Here is an 18,812-nt window from a genome sequence, read left to right as displayed (position 1 = left end):
GATCCTCGGGTCTCCGCGTCCGCTTCGCCCGTGGATGACGAAGCCGAGGGGGACGCCAGCCAACCTCAGGCGCTGCGCCGCTCGGCCGGCAGCGCGTCCAGCAATGCCTGCAGCTTGGCGATCGAATTCTGCTCGGCTAACGGCGTGTAGACGATCAGCTTCATGTCCGAGCCGTCGCCGATCGACAGGCTCATATGCTCGAAGGTCATGGCGCCCGCGCTCGGGTGCCGGACATGTTTCACCCCCGACAACCGATGCGCGACGTCGCGCTGCGGCCACCAAGCACGAAATTCGGGGCTCGAACGCGTCATCAACTCGATCAGCCGCTCGAAATCCGGATCGCCGACATAGCGGGCGCTCGTGGCCCGGAACGAGGCCAGCACGGTGCGCGCCAGTTGCTCCCAGTCGACCAGCAGGTGCCGGTGATGCGGGCTCGTGAACACCATGTGGACGATGTTGCGGGCGTCACCCTCCAGCAGACCATAATCGCCGAACACCGCCACAGCCGCCGGGTTCCAGGCCAGCACGTCCCAGCGCCGCCCGACGACATAGGCCGGCTGCAGCACCAGGCTCTGCAGCATGTGCAGCAACGGGCCATCGACCTTTTCCGGCGCTACGGCACGGCGCTCCGGCTGCTGGCGGTCGGCGAGGATGAAAAGATGCTGTTTTTCGGCGGCGTCGAGGCACAGTGCTTCGGCGAGCGCCGTCAGCACCTCGACCGAGGGCCTGACCTCCCGCCCCTGCTCCAGCCATGTGTACCAGGTCGTGCCGACACCGGCGATCATCGCCACCTCCTCGCGGCGCAAGCCCGGCGTACGTCGCCTGAGACCGGTGGCGATGCCTGCGGCCGAGGGCGTCAGCCTTTCGCGGCGCGAGCGCAGGAAGGCGCCGAGTTCGCGCCGGCGGCTGTCTTCAGCCGAACGTGTGGGGGCCGCGTGAGGTTGGGACTCCATGCGCGTATTATAGCAGTATTGATACCAGGATAAAGTTTGAACTGTTTGGCCAGCGCCAACTGCCCCATCTTCCGTTCAGAGCAACAGAACGGAGGCTCTGAACATGGAACTCAAAGACAAGACGATCCTCATCACCGGCTCGACAGACGGCGTCGGCCGCGTTGTCGCACAACGGCTCGGCGCCGCGGGCGCCCGTGTGCTGGTGCACGGCCGCGATGCGATGCGCGGCAAGGCTGTTGTCACCGAGATCGAAGCCGCCGGCGGCAAGGCGGAGCTTCTGGTCGCCGACCTCTCTTCGCTGGCCGAGGTGCGCCACCTCGGCGAGGCGGTGCGCGCCCGGACGAACCGGCTGGACATCCTCATCAACAATGCCGGCATCGGCACAGCGGGCCAAGGTGCCAAAAGGCAGGTGAGTGCCGACGGCTATGAACTGCGCTTCGCGGTCAACTATCTCGCCGGTTTCCTGCTGACATCGGAGCTCCTGCCATTGCTGAAGGTGAGTGCGCCGGCGCGCATCGTCAATGTCGCCTCTGCGGGGCAGCAGGCGATCGACTTCAGCGATGTCATGCTGACCCGCTCCTATGACGGGGTGCGCGCTTATTGCCAGAGCAAGCTGGCGCAGATCCTGTTCACCGTCGATTTGGCCGAACAGTTGAAAGGCACCGGCGTCACCGTCAACGCATTGCATCCGGCGAGCTACATGAACACAACCATGGTCCGGCAGGCCGGGGTGACGCCGTGGAGCTCGGTCGAGACCGGCGCCGATGCCATCCTCAATCTCGCCACCTCACCCACGCTCAACGGGAAAAGCGGCCTCTATTTCGACGGCCTGCGGGAATCCCGCGCCGATGCTCAGGCCTACGACGCCAAGGCAAGGCAACAGCTGAGAAGCTTGAGCCTCGACTTCATCGGCCCGGCCTCCCCCACATCGAAGGAACAGCATTGATGACCAAGGCAATCCAACACACCGTCATCATCGGTGGCTCGTCCGGCATCGGGCTGGCGACGGCGCGCAAACTGCTTGGCCCGGACATGAAGGTAACCATCACCGGCCGCAACGAGGACAAGCTGAAGAGCGCTTGGAAGAGCCTTGGCGGTGCTGCCGAGAAGGCCGCTTTCGACGCGTCGAAGCCGGATGAGGTCCGTCAATTCTTCGAGCGCCTCGGCCCCTTTGATCACTTGGTGCTGGCGGCCAGCGGCGGCAGGGGCCTCGGCCCGTTCCCGGCGCTTGACCTGAGTGACATCGGCAGTGGCGTGGAGGAAAAGGTCCGCCCGCAGCTGTCCTGCCTGCAGGCCGCCTTGCCGACACTCAACAAGGCCGGATCGGTCACCTTCATCTCGGCGGTGTCGGCGCAGCTCGCAACGCCCGGCGTCGCCGGTATCGCCGCCATCAACGGCATGCTGTTGACCGTGGTGCCGATCCTGGCGATGGAGTTGAAACCGCTGCGCGTCAATGTCGTGGCGCCAGGCGTCATCGACACACCCTGGTGGGACTTTCTGGCCGAGGAGCAGAGGCAGGCGCTGTTTGCCGACTATGCCGGCAGGACCCCGGTCGGCCGCATCGGTCGCGCCGAAGACGTCGCCGCGGCAATAGCCTTCCTCGTCTCCAACGGCTTCATGACCGGTCAGGTGCTGACCTGCGACGGCGGACTGCGATTTGCGGCGTAGCGTTCCGGGCGCCGACAGGCTTTTCACCCTCAATTGGCTCTCTTTGGATCACCCCGCACGCTCTTTTCGCCGGGGCTGTCACCGCCCGGTCTCACCGCATCTGAAGCGGTCTTTTCCGGAACATAGGAATAATCAGGCGTATCAGCCCCATACATCTTGTTGTCGATCGCCTCTTGCCAGCTGAAATCCGCGTCGGACGGTGAAACGTCGGCAATGTCATGGCGGGAGGAGCGAGAGTGCAGCCAGTTCGGGGTGATCTCTCGGACCAATTGTGCAAAGCGTCCCATCGAAACCGTTCCTTTCCTTGCCCTTTCCAGGAGGCGCGATCGCGGTTGCGTCGGCTGGATCTAAAGTTGACCTCTCAGCCAGGCCAGCGTCTCGACAACGTCGGCAAGCCCGTACCGCGCTGCGGTGTGCGCTGGTGGTTTGACGCGGATCGATATGCCGCCGGCATCATTGACGGCCTCAAAACCGTTTTCATCCGACGTGTCGTCGCCCAGGAAGACCGGGCGACGGCCCGTGAATGGCGCAATTTCCATGAAACGCCGGATCGCGGCGCCCTTAGCGGCCTCGAGCGGCAGCAGTTCCACACCGGCATTGCCGGGAACCACCCGGTAGCCCTTTGGCAGCGTGGCCAGCGCCTGCTCGACAAGCTGCGTCGCGCGCGGAAGCAGATGCGGGGCGGCGCGCGTGTGGATGGCCAGCACCCGTCCTTTGCGCTCGATATAGGCGCCGCGACCGAGCTCGGCCTCGATCTCGTCGGCAAGCGCAGAAATATCCGCCGGCTCATCCGCGACTTCGACGTCGTCGTTCGGTAGGAGCCGATGTTCCAGGCCATAGAGCCCGGCGGCGCGCAGCTTCAAAGGCTGAAACAGATGATCGACAGCCGCGACGGAACGGCCTGTTATGAAGGCCAATGCCCCGTTCAGCTTGCGATCCAGGCCTTGCAGCAAGGAGCGGAGCTCGTCGCTGACCGAGACGGCGTCCGGGTGTTCGGCATGTTCCAGCAGGGTGCCGTCGATGTCGAGGAACAACGCCCATTCGCCGGTCAGCACAGTGTGCGGTTTCTCCATGACGGCCTGTGGCTTGTGCAGGGTCTCGCCAACAATGTTTTGCAGCGCATCGCTCATGACATCGCCACCCGTCTGCGCTCAAAAATGGAGACGACATTGTCGACGCTGGGCGGCGGGTCGCTGATGGCACCGGTCACCCGATCGAGGTCCCCGCGCTTGCGCAAACGCGCCGCATCCAGAAGCATGCTGCCGGCCCAGCGATAGACATTGTTGTTGCGGATTGTCTCGCGCATGGGGCGCATGCGCTCGCGCTGTTCTTCGGGCGACATGGTCAGTGCCTGCAACAGCGCTCCGCTCATCATGGCGGCATCGTAAGGGTTGACGATCAGCGCCTCCAGCAATTCACGCGAGGCGCCGGCGAATGTGCTGAGCATCAAAACGCCCTGCTCGTCGTCGCGCGCGGCGACGAATTCCTTTGCGACGAGGTTCATGCCGTCATGCAGGCTGGTGACCATGCATATGTCGGCGGCCCGATAGATCTCGTAGACCTGTTCTTGCGAGTGATGTTCGGCCACCATGATCACCGGCCTGTAGCCCTCGCTGCCATAACGCCGGTTGAGCTCTTCGGCATAACGGTGGCACTCGTCATGGAGCAGCTTGTAGGCAGGCAGCGTGCCGCGGCTGGGCGCCGCGATCTGCAGGAAGACCAGTTTTCCGATCCACTCAGGCTGTCGCTTGAACAATTCGTTCAAAGCGTGAAACCGATCGAGAATGCCCTTGGTATAATCGAGGCGCTCGACCCCGACGGCCAGCTTCACATCCGCTTTAAGGCCGAACCTCTCGCGCATGCGAGCGCGGCAATCGTCGACAGCGGGAAGTTTCGCCAGCAGGTCCGCCGGCCATTCTATCGAGATGGGATAGGCGTGCACCAATGTGGTCCGTCCGCCGTAGGAGATGGCCGCATCGGCCCGCTCGATGCGGCTTTCCAGGAAGCGATCGACGCTTTCGGTGAAATTGTTGGCATGGAACTGAGTGTGGAAGCCGATGATCGAACTGCCGAGCAGGCCTTCGAGGATGCGTTCACGCCATGGGCAGATGCTGTACACTTCCGAATTTGGCCACGGGATGTGCCAGAAAGTGATGACGATCGCCTCCGGCAGGCGCTCGCGGATCATGCGCGGCAGCAGCGCGAAATGGTAATCCTGAACCAGCACGATCGGCCGCTCGTTGCGCGCCTCGGCAACCACGGTATCTGCAAACTTCCGGTTGACGGCTTCATAGGCAGCCCAGTCGGAGGCGCGAAAAATCGGCCGGGTGAAGGCGATATGGCAAAGCGGCCAAAGGCCCTCATTGGCGAAACCGAGATAATAGCCCTGATGCTCTTCCTCCGTCAGCCAGACCCGGCGCAGCGTGTAGGACGGGTTGCCAGGCGGCACCTGCACGCGATCGTGGTCGTCGACGGTAAGGCGGTCCGCCGTTCCGCCGCCATAGGCGATCCAGGTGCCCGCACAGGCGCGGGTAATGGGCTCGAGCGCCGACACCAGCCCGCTGGCCGGGACGAGCAACTCGACGCCGTCGTCCTTCACATTGTGGATGTACGGCTCGCGATTGGACACCACGATAACCTGCGCATCGGGCAGATCGTCGGCCAGGATCTTGCGCAATGTTTCTGGCGACCAGGTCACCAGCGCGGCATCGGCCGATTGGCCGTTCTTTTCGAACTCCCGTATCACCTTGCGCGCGGCCTCCGCCGCCACATCTTCGCCTGCCGTATGTGGGACGGCAGGAGGATGACGGCGACGGTGCCGCGATATGGAGAGGAATACGGCAAGAGCGGAAAAACCGAGGCTCGCGAAAATCAGAACCCAGAGCAGGTCCGCACCGTAGTTTGTCATTGAACGTCAACTCACCCCGGCCGTCGGCGACCGTTTGTTCGTGTTTCCCGTTTGAAACGGTCCGCCGGCCACGTGGTCGGCGTTCGGACCAGTGTTTTTGCAACGCACAAGGCCTGGATCGGTTCCGCCAATTTTGTTCGGATCATGTTCTTACTATGAGCGGCACCAGCCCTTCATGGCGGTCGGCCAGGAAAGCGACGACCCGGTCGCCGACGCGCTGGAAGGTGAGATCGACGACCCGGTCGCCGACGCCCAGGTGCCGCAGTGTCAGCGTGTCGATGCCGATCGGCAGCCTGGGGCGGCCAACGCGAATCTCACCCTCCCAGCCGTCGATCTCCAGGCCAAGACAGGCCTGCATCAACATGAAAGCGGAGCCCGCCGACCACGCTTGCGGCAGGCAGGCGACGGGATAGGCGATGGGTGCTTCGCCCGGCGCACGTGTAAAACCGCAGAACAGTTCGGGCAGCCGCATGTTGAAATGGACCGCGGATTCGAACGTGCCGCTCATCAGGCGAACCACGCTTTCGCGCTCGCCATAGCGCGCCAGCCCGGCACCGCAAAGGGCGGTATCGTGCGGCCAGATCGAGCCATTGTGGTACGACATCGGATTGAAGAACACGGCATCGTCGGCGAGCGTCCGCAGTCCCCAGCCCGAATGGAAGGAGGCGGAAAGCAGCTGGTCAGCCACCATCTGGGCCCGCGCAGGCTCAGGCAATCCGACAAAGAGCAGATGCCCCGCATTCGAGGTCCGCACCTTGCAGGGCTCGCCGGCACCGTCGATTGCCAGCGCATAGAAGCCGAGATCGTCAAGCCAGAAATCCCGTTCCACGGCAACCCGCATCGCTTCGGCGCGATCATCCCAGTGGTCGGCCCTGTCGTTCTCGCCCCGGCGACGGGCAAGTGCCGCCAGCCCCCGGAAGGCGGCAAAGACGTAGCCCTGCACTTCGACAAGGGCGATCGGGCCCTTGGGAATGCGGCCATCGGCATGGAAGACCGAATCGAAACTGTCCTTCCATCCCTGGTTGGCGAGGCCGGACTCGGCCGCTCGCTGGTAAGTCACGAATCCGGTCTCCCGGCCCGCCTCCTCCGTCCATTCGGCCGCGGCGCACAGCGACGGCCACAGGCCGTCGATGAACGCCATGTCGCCGGTACGATCGGCGTAGGCACAGGCAAGGTAGATGTAGAGCGGTGTCGTATCGACGCCACCGTAGTAGCGGCCAAAGGGAAGCTCCCGCAGCGCCACCATTTCGCCCTTGCGGGTCTCGTGCATGATCTTGCCCGGCTGCGAATCGCTGAACGGCGATGTCTCGGTCGCCTGATGCTGGGCCAGAAAGGCCAACACGCCCCGCGCCAGGCCCGGATTGAGCCACAGCATCTGCAGCGCCGAAATGACGCCATCGCGGCCGAACGCCGTCGAGAACCAGGGGATGCCGGCATAGGGATAGGGGCCGGTCGCCAGCTCGGTGGTCAGCAACGCGACATCGGCGCGAGCGCGCTCGACCCAGTCGTTGAAGACACGGCCCGAGCTGCGCACCGTCGCGCCATGGCGACGTTTGGCCCGCATGCCAAAACGGGCGCGGGCGGCAGCGGCGCGGAACCGGTCGCGGTCGGGCTTGTCGGCCACCTCGGGACCGACCTCGACATAAAGCACCTTCCTGCTGCGCTTGGTCACGGCGATCAGGAAATCGGCACGGTTGGCACTCAGTTGGTCCGGCGCCTGCGAGAACGATATCGCCGAGAGGCGGGCCAGGCCATCGAGCCCATCATAGCGCAGCAGGACCGACGTCGCGTTTGTTTCGGCGGCATGGGCCAGCCCGCGCTTCGGCCGTGTCGAGCCACGCACTTCGAACATGTCGCGGAAATCGGCGGAATAGTGCAGGGAAACGCTGATCGTCGAGTGTTCCCGGCTGTAATTGGAAAGGGTGATGCGTTCAAACAGCCTGTCCTGCCAAAGCAGTCTGACGCGTTCGATGTGAATGGCTCCCTGCGGGATGTCGCGTCCACCGGCGCTCTGTATCGGCAGATTGGTCAAATTGGTGGTGAACAGCACATTGTCCTGGCTGAGCGAGGCGCCGAGCAGAGATGTCTGCCTGCCGCCGACGGTCAGCCGGAACTCGGAAAGAACCCGCGTGTCGTCGCGAAAGAAACCGTCGCCGGCGCCACGTATGTCGCCATAGGCGTCGGCAACGGCGAAGCAATCGCCCTGCTTGAGCGCAAACAACCGATGCGGCTCGCGAGGGGCGGTGGCGTCGAGCGATGCAAGCGCAACCGCAGGATCGAGCTGGCGCTCATCGAGTTGGGCCATTCGTCAAAGATCCCTGTTGTTTCGTTGCCGTGGCTCGAGCACGTCGCTGCTCAAGACGCCTTCGCCGTGCTCGGGACGCCGATCAGGCCCGCATAGGCGGCCAGATAGTCGCCGGCCATTCTCCTGGCGGAGAACCGCTTTTCGAAAACGGCCCTCACCTTTCGCCTGTCGAGTTGCAGCAAGTCCGGCACCGCAGCGACCGCGCTATCCATTGTGTCAGCGATAAAACCGGTGACGCCTTGATCGATGATCTCCGGCAGCGCACCGCAATTCCAGCCGATGACCGGTGTACCGCAGGCCATTGCCTCGATAGCGGCAAGGCCGAACGGCTCCGGCCAGTCGATCGGGAACAGCAGGCCTGCCGCCTTGCCGAGAAATTCCGCCTTCTGGTTTTCCTCGATCTCACCGACATAGACAACGCGATCGCCATCGATCAAAGGCTCGACCACCTCACGGAAATAGGCGCGATCGTCGTCGCCGATCTTTGCCGCGAGCTTGAGCTTGAGCCCCGAACGCAAGGCGATCTCGATGGCGCGATCCGGGCGCTTGTCGCGTGAGAACCGGCCGAGGAAGGCAAGGTAGGGTTCTTCGGCGGCCGTCTCGAACGTCGGTTCGTAGAGAGCAGTCGGCAATCCGTGATGGATCGTCGCCAACCAGTTGGCGTTGGCAAGGCCCGCCTTCTGGCTGTGCGAAATGGAAATCAGGGGAAAGCGCGGGAACCGTTCATAGGCCGGCGCCAGGTCGACATAATCCAGGCGGCCATGCGGCGTCGTCACCGTCCGCTCCGCAATATCCTCAAAGAAGGAAAAGTGCAGGAAGTGGCTGAGGTGGAAGTGGATGACGTCGAACTCCGACGCCCGTTCCCTCACCTGCGCAAGCATCGAAAGATGCGCCGCGATCTCGGATTTGAGCGGACGCGGATCGAGGCGCAACGCGCGTTCCCGGCTGGGTACCAGCTTCGCGGAGGTCTGGCTGTCGCCACTGGCAAACAGCGTCACCTCATGACCCAGATCGACCAGCGCTTCGGTCAGATACGAGACGATGCGCTCGGTGCCGCCATAGAGCCTTGGCGGCACCGATTCATAAAGCGGCGCGACATGGGCGATTTTCATATTTCATCCTGGATGCTGGGCATGCAGGTGTGAAATGCGTCAACGGCTCGATTGGTTCCGATTTTATGGTCGAGCCGTCGGCACCAGAGGCCGCAGTCGGCATGGAACTGTGCGTCAAACGGATTGCGCGATCAGGGTCAGAAAGCCACCGCTCAGGGCAACATTCCCGACGAAGCCATTGATGCGGGACGCACGGTCCGGACCCTGATGGTCCCAGAAATTGTGGAACATCGGCGTGGCGACGATGAGGAACAGCAGCAGCACCGTGGCCGCGAGTGCCGTCCACAATCCTGCGATGACCAGCACACCGGCGGCGACCTGAAGTACGATACCAGTCCACAGTGCCAACCGCGCCTGCGGCACACCGCGCGCGGCCATCAGCTGGGTCAGGAAGGCCGCGTTCTGGATGTTGCGCAGGCCGGCGAAAACGAAGGCGCCGCCGAGCAGCAGGCGAGCGAGAAACAACAAGGTCGAAGGCAAATCCGCAGGCATCAAACTCTCCCCTTTAAAGGTTCAAGGCAGTGGGAGCGCGCTCTCTACGGCGCTCCCAACATGATTGGACAATCAGGCAGCCTTGGCCGCCGGCATCGGATGTATGGCCTGGAACGGGATGCACAGCCGGTTCCAGGTGTTGATCATGCCGAGCGCAACGGACAGCTTGACCAGCTCCTCTTCTGAGAAATGCTCCAGCGTACGTGCATAAAGTTCGTCCGGCACGCCATTGCTGGCGATCAGGGTGACGGCTTCGGTCCAGGCCAAAGCCGCGCGTTCACGCTCCGAGAACAGCGGCGATTCCTTCCAGGCTGAAACCAGATAGAGCCGCTGCTCGGTCTCGCCGTCGCGCCTGGCCTCGCGGCTGTGCATCTCGACGCAGAACGAGCAGCCATTGATCTGCGAAGCCCTGAGTTTGATCAGGTGCAGCAGGCTCACCTCGAGCCCGCATTCGTCCACCGCCTTGTTGAGCGCCGACACCGCCTTCATGATCTCCGGCGCTTTGGCGAAAAATTGCAGCCTCTGTTTCATCGTCTTGTCCTTTCACGTCTGCTTGGGTTTTGAGGTTTTGGGGTTAACTGGATTTCTGCGGCCGCTGGTGGCGCTCGACAAAGGCGCAGCTCGCAGCAAGCGACCTGGGATCGCCTTCTGCCGCATAGGTGGCCACGATATCGGACAGCTTGGTCTCGGCGAGCGCGGCGCGATAGGCGCGTTCGGCCTTCAGCATCGCGGCGTTGATGCCGCAGGGTTTCACATAGGCCGACGCATCGAGCTTCACCGGACCGCGCTGGCGGATCTCGCCGCAGCGGAAGGCCGGCTCGCGGCCCTCGACGGCCAGCACGATGTCGAGCAGCGTGATGCGCTCGGCTGGCCGCGCCAGCCGATAGCCACCGGCAGGCCCGGGCACCGATTCCAGGACGCGCGCCGCGCTCAGCATGTTGAGATGCTTGAGCAGATAGCTCGGCGAAAGGCCAAAGGCCTCGGCGAGAGCGGCGCCCGGCATGGTGCTATTGCCTTCCACACTGGCCAGCGTGGCGGCGCAATGGATGGCTGCTTCAACACCCTCGCCCAGCTTCATCGAACAGGTTCCTTATTCATGGATACATACTATCGTGGATAATTCATATCTGCAATAGGAAAATGAAAAACGGCGCTCGAAAGCGCCGATTTTCTCTTGGGGGTAGTTCCTACTCCGCAGCCACCTTGGCCATCGGGTTGTTCGGGTGCGTGGTCCAGTTGGCGTAGACCGGCGATACCGGCCTGCCGGTGCGCTGGTCCATCACACCGGCTGCCAGCGGCTCCATGGTAATGCAGTTCTCGACCGGGCAGACATTGACGCAGAGATTGCAGCCGACACACTCGGCCTCGATGACCTCGAAGTGCCTGACGCCGTCGACCATGCTGGTGATCGCCTGGTGCGAAGTGTCCTCGCAGGCGATGTGGCAGCGGCCGCACTTGATGCAGGCATCCTGGTCGATATGCGCCTTGGCGACGTAGTTCAGGTTGAGATACTGCCAATCGGTGACATTGGGCGTGGCGCGGCCGACGATGTCGTCGAGCGAGGCGTGCCCCTTCTCGTCCATCCAGTTTTCCAGGCCCGCGATCATCTCCTGCACGATCTTGAAGCCGTAGGTCATCGCCGCCGTGCAGACCTGCACATTGCCGGCGCCGAGCGCCATGAATTCGGCCGCGTCACGCCAGGTGGTGATGCCGCCGATGCCGGAGATCGGCAGGCCCTGCGTTTCCGGATCGCGCGCGATCTCGGCCACCATGTTCATGGCGATCGGCTTTACCGCCGGCCCGCAATAGCCGCCATGCGAGCCCTTGCCGTCGATGGTCGGCTGCGGCGCGAAGCTGTCGAGATCGACACCAGTGATCGAATTGATGGTGTTGATCAGCGACACCGCGTCGGTGCCGCCGGCATGTGCTGCGCGCGCGGGCTTGCGCACATCGGTGATGTTGGGCGTCAGCTTGGTAATGACGGGCATACGGGTGTTCTGCTTGCACCAGCGCACCACCATTTCGATATATTCCGGCACCTGGCCGACGGCGGCGCCCATGCCGCGTTCCGACATGCCGTGCGGACAGCCGAAATTGAGCTCGATGCCGTCGGCTTCGGTCTCCTCGACCACCGGCAGGATCGCCTTCCAGGCTTCCTCGACGCAAGGCACCATGAGCGAGACGACGATGGCGCGGTCGGGCCAGTCCTTCTTGACCTGCTTGATCTCGCGCAAATTGACCTGCAGGTCGCGGTCGGTGATCAGTTCGATGTTGTTGAGGCCGAGCAGGCGGCGGTCGGCGCCCCAGATCGCGCCGTAGCGCGGACCGTTGACGTTGACCACCGGTGGGCCCTCCTCGCCCAGCGTCTTCCACACCACGCCGCCCCAGCCGGCCTTGAAGGCGCGGATGACGTTGTAGGCCTTGTCGGTCGGTGGCGCCGAGGCCAGCCAGAACGGATTGGGCGACTTGATGCCGACGAAATTGTTTCTGATATCCGCCATGCTCATGCCCTCCCGTTCGAGGTCAGTGCCCGATTGATGCTCTCCGCAGCGTCGCGTCCCTGCGCGACCGCCGAGACGGTCAGGTCGTCGCCACCGAAGATGCAGTCGCCACCGGCCCAGACCTTGGCAAGCGACGTGCGCCCTTCCGAATCCACCTTGATGCGGCCGGCTTCGAGCTCGATCGATGCACCGCTGCCGTTGAGGGCGGCCGGGACAAAGCTCTGTCCAATCGCCTTGAACACCTGGTCGGCAACGAGCGTCAGCGTCTCGCCGGTGCCGGCAAGCCTGTCGCCGTTGAGGGCGGTGTATTCGAGTTCGACGGCAGTGACCTTGCCGCTCTCGGCGATCACCCGCTTCGGCTGCAGCCAGTGACGGATGCTGACGCCATTGGCAGCGGCCAGATCCTGCTCGAACTCAGACGCATTCATGTGCTCCTGGCCGCGCCGGTAGCAGATCGTCACCTCCTCGGCGCCGAGCAGCTTCGACTGTACCGCGGCGTCGATGGCCGTCATGCCGCCACCGATGACGACGACGCGGCGACCAACCGGCAGGCCGGAAAGGTCGCTGGCCTGGCGCAGCTCGGCAATGAACTCGACCGCGTTGATGACGCCGTCAGCGTCCTCGCCATCGGCACGCAGCGCATTGACACCGCCAAGGCCCATGCCGAGAAACACCGCGTCGTAATTGCGGATCAGATCCGACAGCTGATAGTCGCGGCCGAGCGCCTTGCCGTTCTGGATGTCGATACCGCCGATCGCGGTCACGTAGTCGACTTCGGCCTGGGCGAAATCGTCGACGCTCTTGTAGGCGGCGATGCCGTATTCGTTGAGGCCGCCGGCCTTCGCGCGCGCCTCCAGGATGGTCACGTCATGGCCGTGGCGGGCGAGCCGGTGCGCGGCGGCAAGGCCGGCCGGCCCGGCGCCGACCACGGCGACCGTCTTGCCGGTCGGCTCGGCGCGCGGATAAAACTGCTTGTTCTCGCCCATGGCGACGTCGGTGGCGTAGCGCTGCAGGCGGCCGATCTGCACCGGCTTGCCTTCCGCCACCTCGCGCACGCAGACTTCCTCGCACAGCGTCTCGGTCGGGCAGACGCGGGCGCACATGCCGCCCAATATGTTCTGGTCGAAGATGGTCTTGGCCGAACCGATCGGATTACCGGTCGAGATCTGGCGGATGAACAGCGGAATGTCGATCGAAGTCGGGCATGCATTCATGCACGGTGCGTCGTAGCAGAAATAGCAGCGGTCGGATTCGACCAGCGCCTCGTGGTGGTCGAGCGGCGGGTGCAGGTCGGAAAAATTATCCGCATACTGGTCGGCCGAGAGCCTGCCGCCCGCAATGCCTTCCCTGAATTGGCCTTCTGGCATCGTCAGTTCCCCATGTTTTCTTTTGGAGAAGGCTAGCACGTTTTATTTTTTTATCAATTGGTCAATTTTCGACGCAAGTCACTGAAAAGGCTCGGCAATAATATGATTTTTTTACTCATATTATTGCGACTGCGGTCGGGCTTGCAGTGCGAGCGAAAGGCCAGGCTCAAGCTTGCGGCCATGGATGGCCCTGACCTCCTGCGCCACCAATTCCTGCAATCGCCACAGATTGCGGTCGCGGATGCCGAATGCTTCGAGATGGCTGACCGTGTTGTAGAGATATTCGGCGCCGGATCCGATATGCCCGCAGGCTCTGGCCAGCACGCTCGCCACTCTGTCCAGCGGCTGGTTCAGCGACGTTCCCCTGCCCTTCACGCCGACCCAGAAGCCGAGCGCGCGCAGCTTACCCTGCGGCGTATGCACCGGCAGCCAGCGAACCGTCTCGATGCTTTCATGGTCGCTGATCTCGCGCCGCAGCAGCCTTTCGATCTGCGCCGGCTTCTCACCCTCCGGCAAGCGATAGATCACGCCGTTGCAGCGCCCGCCCCGCTCGAGCGCCATCATCAACCCAGGCTGCTCGGCGCTGCCGCGCCAGCGCACCATGTCGAGGCAGAAGGAGCGGTGCCAGCCGAACGCGGTGGCGAGCTGTTGCTCGACCGACTCGAATTCCGGCTTCCAGATCAGCGACCCATAGGCGAACACCCATAACGGTCCCTCATCGGCTTCATTGGACAGTCGCAAGGCGAGGGTTCGAAAGTCCTCGTCGTTCATGTCTGTCCAGCTCGGGTCCGGACCGGGATCGGCCTCTTCCCGATGGCACAGTGCGACAAGCTCGGGCGTGAGCGACATCAAGCGCATGGACGACAACCCCTCATGCCCGCAGAGAAATCGAAAACCGCTGGATGCGCAATCAGGGAACGCTTGGCACACACACCCATTGTTGTCCGGGCGGTGTCGGATTTCCGTCGTGAGGATCGTCCTATGATGGACGACGATCGATCCATGAAAGGTGAGGAGACCGAAAATGCCAAAAACCCCGATGCCCTTCTTCTGGTACGAATTGATGACATCAGATCTCGACGCCGCCGAGGCGTTCTACACCCAAGTGGTCGGCTGGACGGCGCAGCCCTTCGATAAGGCACCCGGCATGCCGCGCTACATCGTCATGAATGTCGGCGAACGTGGCGTCGGCGGCCTGATGACCTTGCCCGAGGATGCCGCCAAGATGGGCATGCCGCCTGCCTGGCTCGGCTATATCCACACCAGGGATGTCGATGCCGCAACTGCATCGCTGGAGAAAGCCGGCGGCACCGTTCACCGCCAGCCCGACGACATTCCGGGCGTCGGCCGCTTTGCCGTCGTCGCCGATCCGCAAGGCGCGACCTTCATGTTCCTGCAGCCGAACGGTCCCGACCAGCCTGTCGTGCCGGCCAGCACGCCGGGCCACATCGGCTGGCACGAGCTTTACACGTCGGACTGGAAAGCCGCGTTCGATTTCTATTCCGACCAGTTCGGCTGGATCGACGCCGGCGATTTCGACATGGGCCCGATGGGCACGTACCAGACTTTTACGGCCGGCCCCGAATCCGGCGGCGGCATCATGAACAAGCCCGCGCAGATCCCGGTCCCGGTCTGGCAATTCTACTTCAACGTTGCGGCCATCGACGCGGCGGCCAAACGGGTCACCGACAATGGCGGCAAGATCCTGATGGGGCCGATGGAGGTCCCCGGCGGCAGTTGGATCGTGCAGTGCCAGGACCCGCAAGGCGCGCACTTCGCCTTGATGGCGCCAGTCCGCTGACGGCGATCGAACACCGCTGACACAAAGTGCGGGCTTTCATCGGACCACCGATGAAGGCCTCTCCCCCCTGCCTGGCGCCGCCTCATTCCGGCGCCAGCACCGCAACCTTCAACTCAGCTTTCTTCGCGCCGCTGAACTGGACGGTGGCCGGGCCGGGCGCAAGCTTGAAGCGCACGCTCTTGCGGATGCCAGGGCATGTTTTCACGCCACTATAGCCCGCCGACTTGATGGCCTGGCCATCCTGGATGACATCGATCCAGGCCTCCCCCGAGAGACTTATCTGGATGGCTCCCTCGGATGGCACCTCCACGCTGGCGATGGCCCCGAAACTGTCTGATGCCGGCGCACGTTCGGGCGCTACCGCAAAACCGGCTTTCTCTACCGGCACCAGCGCCAGGTCCGCAGCCGCACCAACCGCCAGTGCCGCTCCGGACGGCGTTGCCGGTGCCGCGGCAAACAGGGTCTGCTCCCGCGTCACGGGCCACTTGAAGGCCTCACAGCCGGCATCCTCGGCCATGGCAAAGCTGGTGCCTGCAAGAATTGCGAAGAGGCTGATGGCGACTTTTTTCATGGCAAAGGGAACCCACATTTCTAGAGTGGCCGCACTAATACAACCGCAACGATAGAAATGCAACCCTTGCGGGAAAAATATGAAGGGTCAAGCTGGGGACATTTTCAATCACCGATTGTTGACGCCAGGCCATGGGAAGTGAATGGTCCATTCCTGGGCGATAATCTATGGCCGGACGGATTGAAAATGGAGTCATTATGAAGCTTTTCGAAAGCCTCGCCAGATACCAGCCGCAGGCGCTCGGCGTGTTGCGCATCATGACCGCGCTGCAGTTCATCGAGCATGGCAGCCAGAAACTGTTCAACTTCCCCGTCAGCGTCGATCCCCACGCCCTTTCCGGGCTGACCACGACTGCCGCCATCCTCGAATTCGCCGGCGGCATCCTGCTCGCGCTGGGCCTGTTCACGCGACCGGTGGCATTCCTTCTGGCCGGCGAAATGGCGATCGCCTATTTCATGGCGCACATGCCGCGCGACTTCTTCCCGGTCAACAATGGCGGCGATTCGGCGATCTCGTTCTGCTTCATCTTCCTCTATCTGGTGTTTGCCGGCGCCGGCGCTTTCGCGCTGGACAGCCGCCGCAGCGCCTGACGCCAGAAAGAGGATGCGGGCCTGGTGCATGTCGCCCAAAAGTGCCCGGCGGTTTTGGGACAACGACATGCACAAAACAGGAATCTGAAGCGCATCGGCGAAGCCGAAGCGCTTCAAGCACGCATCCGTTCGAAATTGGCGTCGAACAGCGGCACCGCCTGAATGCGCGCCGCATGGCGCTTGCCCAGCAGCTCGATCTCGAAGCCGTCGCTCTCATCAGCGATCTCCTTCGGCACATAGCCGACGGCGACGGATTTCTTCGAATGATGCGCATAGCCACCCGACGTCACCCAGCCGCGCACCGCACCATCGAACCAGATCGGCTCATCGCCAATGACATCGGCATCGTCGGCATCGACGATAAAAGCGCGCAGGCGCAATTTGCCGCCCTGCCTGCGCTCGGCCAGCGCCGCGGCCTTGCCTATGAAATCGGCGTCCTTGCCGTAAGCAACGAAGCGGTCGAGCCCCGCTTCCAGCGGCCCGTAGATCGGCCGGTACTCGCGCCCCCATGAGCCGTAATTCTTGTCCAGCCGCAGCGCATTGAGGGCGCGCGAGCCGAACAGGCCGATGCCGAATTCCCCGCCCGCCGCCATCAGTGCTTGATAGGCGGCGCGCTGGTATTCCGGCGCCACCCAGATCTCGTAGCCGAGATCGCCGGTATAGCTCACACGGCCGACCAGGCACGGCGCCATGCCGATATCCATCCGGCCAATGGCCATGAAGGAAAAGGCCGCGTTGGAGACATCCGAGCGCGTCGCCTTTGCCAGCACATCCCGCGCCTTCGGGCCGGCGATCGACAGACCGGTGAGCTTCGCGCCCAGCGCCTCGATGCGGACCGATCCATCGTCAGGCAGGTGCTTCTCGAACCAGCGCATATGGTATTGCTCGGCGATGCCGGAGCCGGCGAGGAACCAGCCCTCGCTTCCGAGATTGGCGAGGGTGAAATCGCCGATCAGTCTGCCGTCTTCCTTCAGCATCGGCGCCAGCGTCATGCGGCCGGGCTTGGGCAGTTTGCAGGCAAGCATCCGGTCGAGCCAAGCGGCCGCTCCCTCACCCGTCACCTTGTATTTGGCGAAGCTCGAAATCTCCGACAGGCCGACACCGTCGCGAACTGTGGCGACCTCCTTGGCGACCTGCGTGAAATCGCTCGAGCGGCGCCAGGAGAATTCGTCCTTGACGCCTTCCGGCGCGTACCACAGCGGCACTTCCAGCCCATAGGCAACGCCCCATTGCGCACCCTTGGCCGACAGCAGGTCGTAGACCGGCGTCGTCTTCAGCGGCCGCCCGGCGGGCAGCTCCTCATTGGGGAAGCGGATCGAAAAGCGCCTGGAATAATTCTCGCGCACCTTGGCGTTGGTATAGGCCATCGTCGCCCAGTCGCCGTAGCGCGCGACATCCATCGCCCAGATGTCGGCGCCGGGATCGCCCTCGATCATCCAGTTCGACAAAGCGAGGCCGACGCCGCCGCCTTGCGAAAACCCGGCCATGACACCGCAGGCGACCCAGAAGCCCGGCAGCCCGCGCACCGGCCCGACCAATGGGTTGCCGTCGGGCGCGAAGGTGAAAGGCCCGTTGATGATCTGCTTGATGCCCGTGTTCTGGAAGGCCGGGAAATGGCGGAAGCCGACCTCAAGCGACGGCGCGATGCGGTCGATGTCGGGCGCCAGCAATTCATGGCCGAAATTCCATGGCGTCTGGTATTCGGACCATGGCTTGTTGGCCTTTTCGTAAGTGCCCATCAGCATGCCGCCGCGCTCCTGGCGCAGGTAAAGCTCGCCATCGAAGTCGACCGCGTGGATGATCTCGGTGCCGGTCTTGGCGTTCCAGGCGGCGACCTCCGGCATGTCCTCGGTGATCAGGTACATGTGCTCCATGGCCAGCACCGGCAGTTCGAGGCCGACCATGCGGCCGACCTCGCGCGCCCACAGGCCGCCGGCGTTGACGACATGCTCGGCCACCACCTCGCCCTTGTTGGTGATGACCCGCCACAGCCCGTCAGGGCGCCGCACGATGTCCTCGACCTTGGTGAAACGCTCCACTTCCGCCCCAAGTTTCCGCGCGGCCTTGGCATAGGCGTGGGTGACGCCGGAGGGATCGAGATGGCCGTCCTCTTTGTTCCTGACCGCGCCGACGAACTGCTTGGGATCGAGCAGCGGCATCAGTTCGGCCGCTTCGTTGGGCGAGATCTCCTCGAGCTCTATGCCGAGATAGCGGCCCTTGGCGACGACGCCGCGCAGCCAGTCGAGCCGCGCCTCGGTCGCTGCCAGAAGCACGCCACCGGTCAGATGCACGCCGGTCGCCTGGCCGGAAAGCTCCTCGATCTCCTTGTAGAGATTGATCGTGTATTTCTGCAGCTTGGCGACGTTGGGGTCGCCATTGATGGTGTGCATGCCCCCGGCCGCGTGCCAGGTCGAGCCTGAGGTCAGCTCGTCGCGCTCCAGCAGGACAACATCGGTCCAGCCGTGGCGGGCGAGATGGAACAACACGGAGCATCCGACGACGCCACCGCCAATGACCACGACCTTTGCATGCGATTTCATGGAT

Annotated in this window: 18 protein-coding genes; 4 read left to right on the top strand and 14 right to left on the bottom strand. The window is 63.5% G+C overall.

Going from position 1 to position 18,812, the window contains the following annotated elements:
* Positions 1–65 precede the first annotated feature (65 nt).
* Positions 66–953, bottom strand: coding sequence for a helix-turn-helix transcriptional regulator (locus AC0NIL_RS15985; RefSeq protein WP_275952708.1), 888 nt, complete (start codon positions 951–953; stop codon positions 66–68).
* 103 nt (positions 954–1,056) lie between these two features.
* On the opposite strand from AC0NIL_RS15985, the gene AC0NIL_RS15980 reads away from it, so the two are divergent.
* Positions 1,057–1,899, top strand: a complete 843-nt coding sequence (locus tag AC0NIL_RS15980; protein WP_275952707.1) for an SDR family NAD(P)-dependent oxidoreductase — start codon at positions 1,057–1,059, stop codon at positions 1,897–1,899.
* A complete protein-coding gene (locus tag AC0NIL_RS15975; RefSeq protein ID WP_275952706.1) occupies positions 1,899–2,621 on the top strand; it encodes an SDR family oxidoreductase in 723 nt (240 codons plus the stop codon). Before AC0NIL_RS15980 ends, AC0NIL_RS15975 begins: the two co-directional genes overlap by 1 nt.
* A 29-nt stretch (positions 2,622–2,650) precedes the next feature.
* Here AC0NIL_RS15975 and AC0NIL_RS15970 read toward each other — a convergent pair whose 3' ends face one another.
* From AC0NIL_RS15970 to AC0NIL_RS15920, 11 genes are all read right to left on the bottom strand, one after another.
* Positions 2,651–2,908: a hypothetical protein gene (locus AC0NIL_RS15970; RefSeq protein WP_063168507.1), complete on the bottom strand. Its 258-nt coding sequence runs from the start codon at positions 2,906–2,908 to the stop codon at positions 2,651–2,653.
* A 60-nt stretch (positions 2,909–2,968) separates the two neighbouring features.
* Positions 2,969–3,694 (bottom strand): trehalose-phosphatase, encoded by a 726-nt coding sequence (gene otsB / locus AC0NIL_RS15965; protein ID WP_032898633.1) that lies wholly within the window; start codon positions 3,692–3,694, stop codon positions 2,969–2,971.
* Positions 3,695–3,747: 53 nt separating this feature from the next.
* The gene (locus AC0NIL_RS15960) at positions 3,748–5,529 is read right to left on the bottom strand and encodes an alpha,alpha-trehalose-phosphate synthase (UDP-forming) (protein WP_275952705.1); all 1,782 of its coding nucleotides are present in this window, start codon (positions 5,527–5,529) and stop codon (positions 3,748–3,750) included.
* Positions 5,530–5,671: 142 nt separating this feature from the next.
* Positions 5,672–7,834 carry an amylo-alpha-1,6-glucosidase gene (locus AC0NIL_RS15955; RefSeq protein ID WP_027160673.1) on the bottom strand — a complete coding sequence of 721 codons (2,163 nt, stop codon included), beginning with the start codon at positions 7,832–7,834 and terminating at the stop codon, positions 5,672–5,674.
* A 50-nt stretch (positions 7,835–7,884) separates the two neighbouring features.
* Entirely contained in the window at positions 7,885–8,946 is a 1,062-nt protein-coding gene (locus AC0NIL_RS15950; protein WP_224675559.1) for a glycosyltransferase family 4 protein, read from the bottom strand.
* A 114-nt stretch (positions 8,947–9,060) separates the two neighbouring features.
* Complete coding sequence (locus AC0NIL_RS15945; RefSeq protein ID WP_013530897.1) at positions 9,061–9,438, bottom strand: DoxX family protein; 378 nt, start codon at positions 9,436–9,438, stop codon at positions 9,061–9,063.
* Positions 9,439–9,510: 72 nt separating this feature from the next.
* Positions 9,511–9,969, bottom strand: a complete 459-nt coding sequence (locus AC0NIL_RS15940; protein ID WP_027160675.1) for a carboxymuconolactone decarboxylase family protein — start codon at positions 9,967–9,969, stop codon at positions 9,511–9,513.
* A gap of 43 nt (positions 9,970–10,012) precedes the next feature.
* A complete protein-coding gene (locus AC0NIL_RS15935; RefSeq protein ID WP_013530895.1) occupies positions 10,013–10,516 on the bottom strand; it encodes an RrF2 family transcriptional regulator in 504 nt (167 codons plus the stop codon).
* Positions 10,517–10,625: 109 nt separating this feature from the next.
* Entirely contained in the window at positions 10,626–11,939 is a 1,314-nt protein-coding gene (preA, locus tag AC0NIL_RS15930) for an NAD-dependent dihydropyrimidine dehydrogenase subunit PreA (protein WP_013530894.1), read from the bottom strand.
* A 2-nt stretch (positions 11,940–11,941) separates the two neighbouring features.
* Positions 11,942–13,306 carry an NAD(P)-dependent oxidoreductase gene (locus AC0NIL_RS15925; RefSeq protein WP_024501512.1) on the bottom strand — a complete coding sequence of 455 codons (1,365 nt, stop codon included), beginning with the start codon at positions 13,304–13,306 and terminating at the stop codon, positions 11,942–11,944.
* A gap of 120 nt (positions 13,307–13,426) precedes the next feature.
* The gene (locus AC0NIL_RS15920; RefSeq protein WP_024501513.1) at positions 13,427–14,164 is read right to left on the bottom strand and encodes a gamma-glutamylcyclotransferase; all 738 of its coding nucleotides are present in this window, start codon (positions 14,162–14,164) and stop codon (positions 13,427–13,429) included.
* 166 nt (positions 14,165–14,330) lie between these two features.
* Here AC0NIL_RS15920 and AC0NIL_RS15915 point away from each other — a divergent pair, with 166 nt between their 5' ends.
* On the top strand, positions 14,331–15,107 hold the full coding sequence (locus tag AC0NIL_RS15915; RefSeq protein ID WP_337121709.1) for a VOC family protein: 777 nt from the start codon (positions 14,331–14,333) through the stop codon (positions 15,105–15,107).
* Between the two features lie 82 nt (positions 15,108–15,189).
* Here AC0NIL_RS15915 and AC0NIL_RS15910 read toward each other — a convergent pair whose 3' ends face one another.
* Positions 15,190–15,696, bottom strand: a complete 507-nt coding sequence (locus AC0NIL_RS15910) for a hypothetical protein (RefSeq protein ID WP_127368916.1) — start codon at positions 15,694–15,696, stop codon at positions 15,190–15,192.
* 179 nt (positions 15,697–15,875) lie between these two features.
* Between AC0NIL_RS15910 and AC0NIL_RS15905 the strand changes: the two genes are divergently transcribed.
* The gene (locus tag AC0NIL_RS15905) at positions 15,876–16,268 is read left to right on the top strand and encodes a DoxX family protein (RefSeq protein ID WP_473572057.1); all 393 of its coding nucleotides are present in this window, start codon (positions 15,876–15,878) and stop codon (positions 16,266–16,268) included.
* Between the two features lie 113 nt (positions 16,269–16,381).
* Here the strand turns inward: AC0NIL_RS15905 and AC0NIL_RS15900 are convergent, their stop codons facing one another.
* Positions 16,382–18,808 (bottom strand): GcvT family protein, encoded by a 2,427-nt coding sequence (locus tag AC0NIL_RS15900; protein WP_473540297.1) that lies wholly within the window; start codon positions 18,806–18,808, stop codon positions 16,382–16,384.
* Between the last annotated feature and the right edge of the window lie 4 nt (positions 18,809–18,812).

This window comes from Mesorhizobium sp. WSM1343, from assembly GCF_055901535.1.
This window is presented reverse-complemented; position numbering and strand designations above follow the sequence as displayed.

Coding starts and splice junctions, on each gene's coding strand:
- AC0NIL_RS15985 (WP_275952708.1), bottom strand. CDS start 953: ATGGAGTCCCAACCTCACGCGGCCCCCACACGTTCGGCTGAAGACAGC.
- AC0NIL_RS15980 (WP_275952707.1), top strand. CDS start 1,057: ATGGAACTCAAAGACAAGACGATCCTCATCACCGGCTCGACAGACGGC.
- AC0NIL_RS15975 (WP_275952706.1), top strand. CDS start 1,899: ATGACCAAGGCAATCCAACACACCGTCATCATCGGTGGCTCGTCCGGC.
- AC0NIL_RS15970 (WP_063168507.1), bottom strand. CDS start 2,908: ATGGGACGCTTTGCACAATTGGTCCGAGAGATCACCCCGAACTGGCTG.
- otsB (WP_032898633.1), bottom strand. CDS start 3,694: ATGGAGAAACCGCACACTGTGCTGACCGGCGAATGGGCGTTGTTCCTC.
- AC0NIL_RS15960 (WP_275952705.1), bottom strand. CDS start 5,529: ATGACAAACTACGGTGCGGACCTGCTCTGGGTTCTGATTTTCGCGAGC.
- AC0NIL_RS15955 (WP_027160673.1), bottom strand. CDS start 7,834: ATGGCCCAACTCGATGAGCGCCAGCTCGATCCTGCGGTTGCGCTTGCA.
- AC0NIL_RS15950 (WP_224675559.1), bottom strand. CDS start 8,946: ATGAAAATCGCCCATGTCGCGCCGCTTTATGAATCGGTGCCGCCAAGG.
- AC0NIL_RS15945 (WP_013530897.1), bottom strand. CDS start 9,438: ATGCCTGCGGATTTGCCTTCGACCTTGTTGTTTCTCGCTCGCCTGCTG.
- AC0NIL_RS15940 (WP_027160675.1), bottom strand. CDS start 9,969: ATGAAACAGAGGCTGCAATTTTTCGCCAAAGCGCCGGAGATCATGAAG.
- AC0NIL_RS15935 (WP_013530895.1), bottom strand. CDS start 10,516: ATGAAGCTGGGCGAGGGTGTTGAAGCAGCCATCCATTGCGCCGCCACG.
- preA (WP_013530894.1), bottom strand. CDS start 11,939: ATGGCGGATATCAGAAACAATTTCGTCGGCATCAAGTCGCCCAATCCG.
- AC0NIL_RS15925 (WP_024501512.1), bottom strand. CDS start 13,306: ATGCCAGAAGGCCAATTCAGGGAAGGCATTGCGGGCGGCAGGCTCTCG.
- AC0NIL_RS15920 (WP_024501513.1), bottom strand. CDS start 14,164: ATGCGCTTGATGTCGCTCACGCCCGAGCTTGTCGCACTGTGCCATCGG.
- AC0NIL_RS15915 (WP_337121709.1), top strand. CDS start 14,331: ATGCCAAAAACCCCGATGCCCTTCTTCTGGTACGAATTGATGACATCA.
- AC0NIL_RS15910 (WP_127368916.1), bottom strand. CDS start 15,696: ATGTGGGTTCCCTTTGCCATGAAAAAAGTCGCCATCAGCCTCTTCGCA.
- AC0NIL_RS15905 (WP_473572057.1), top strand. CDS start 15,876: ATGAAGCTTTTCGAAAGCCTCGCCAGATACCAGCCGCAGGCGCTCGGC.
- AC0NIL_RS15900 (WP_473540297.1), bottom strand. CDS start 18,808: ATGAAATCGCATGCAAAGGTCGTGGTCATTGGCGGTGGCGTCGTCGGA.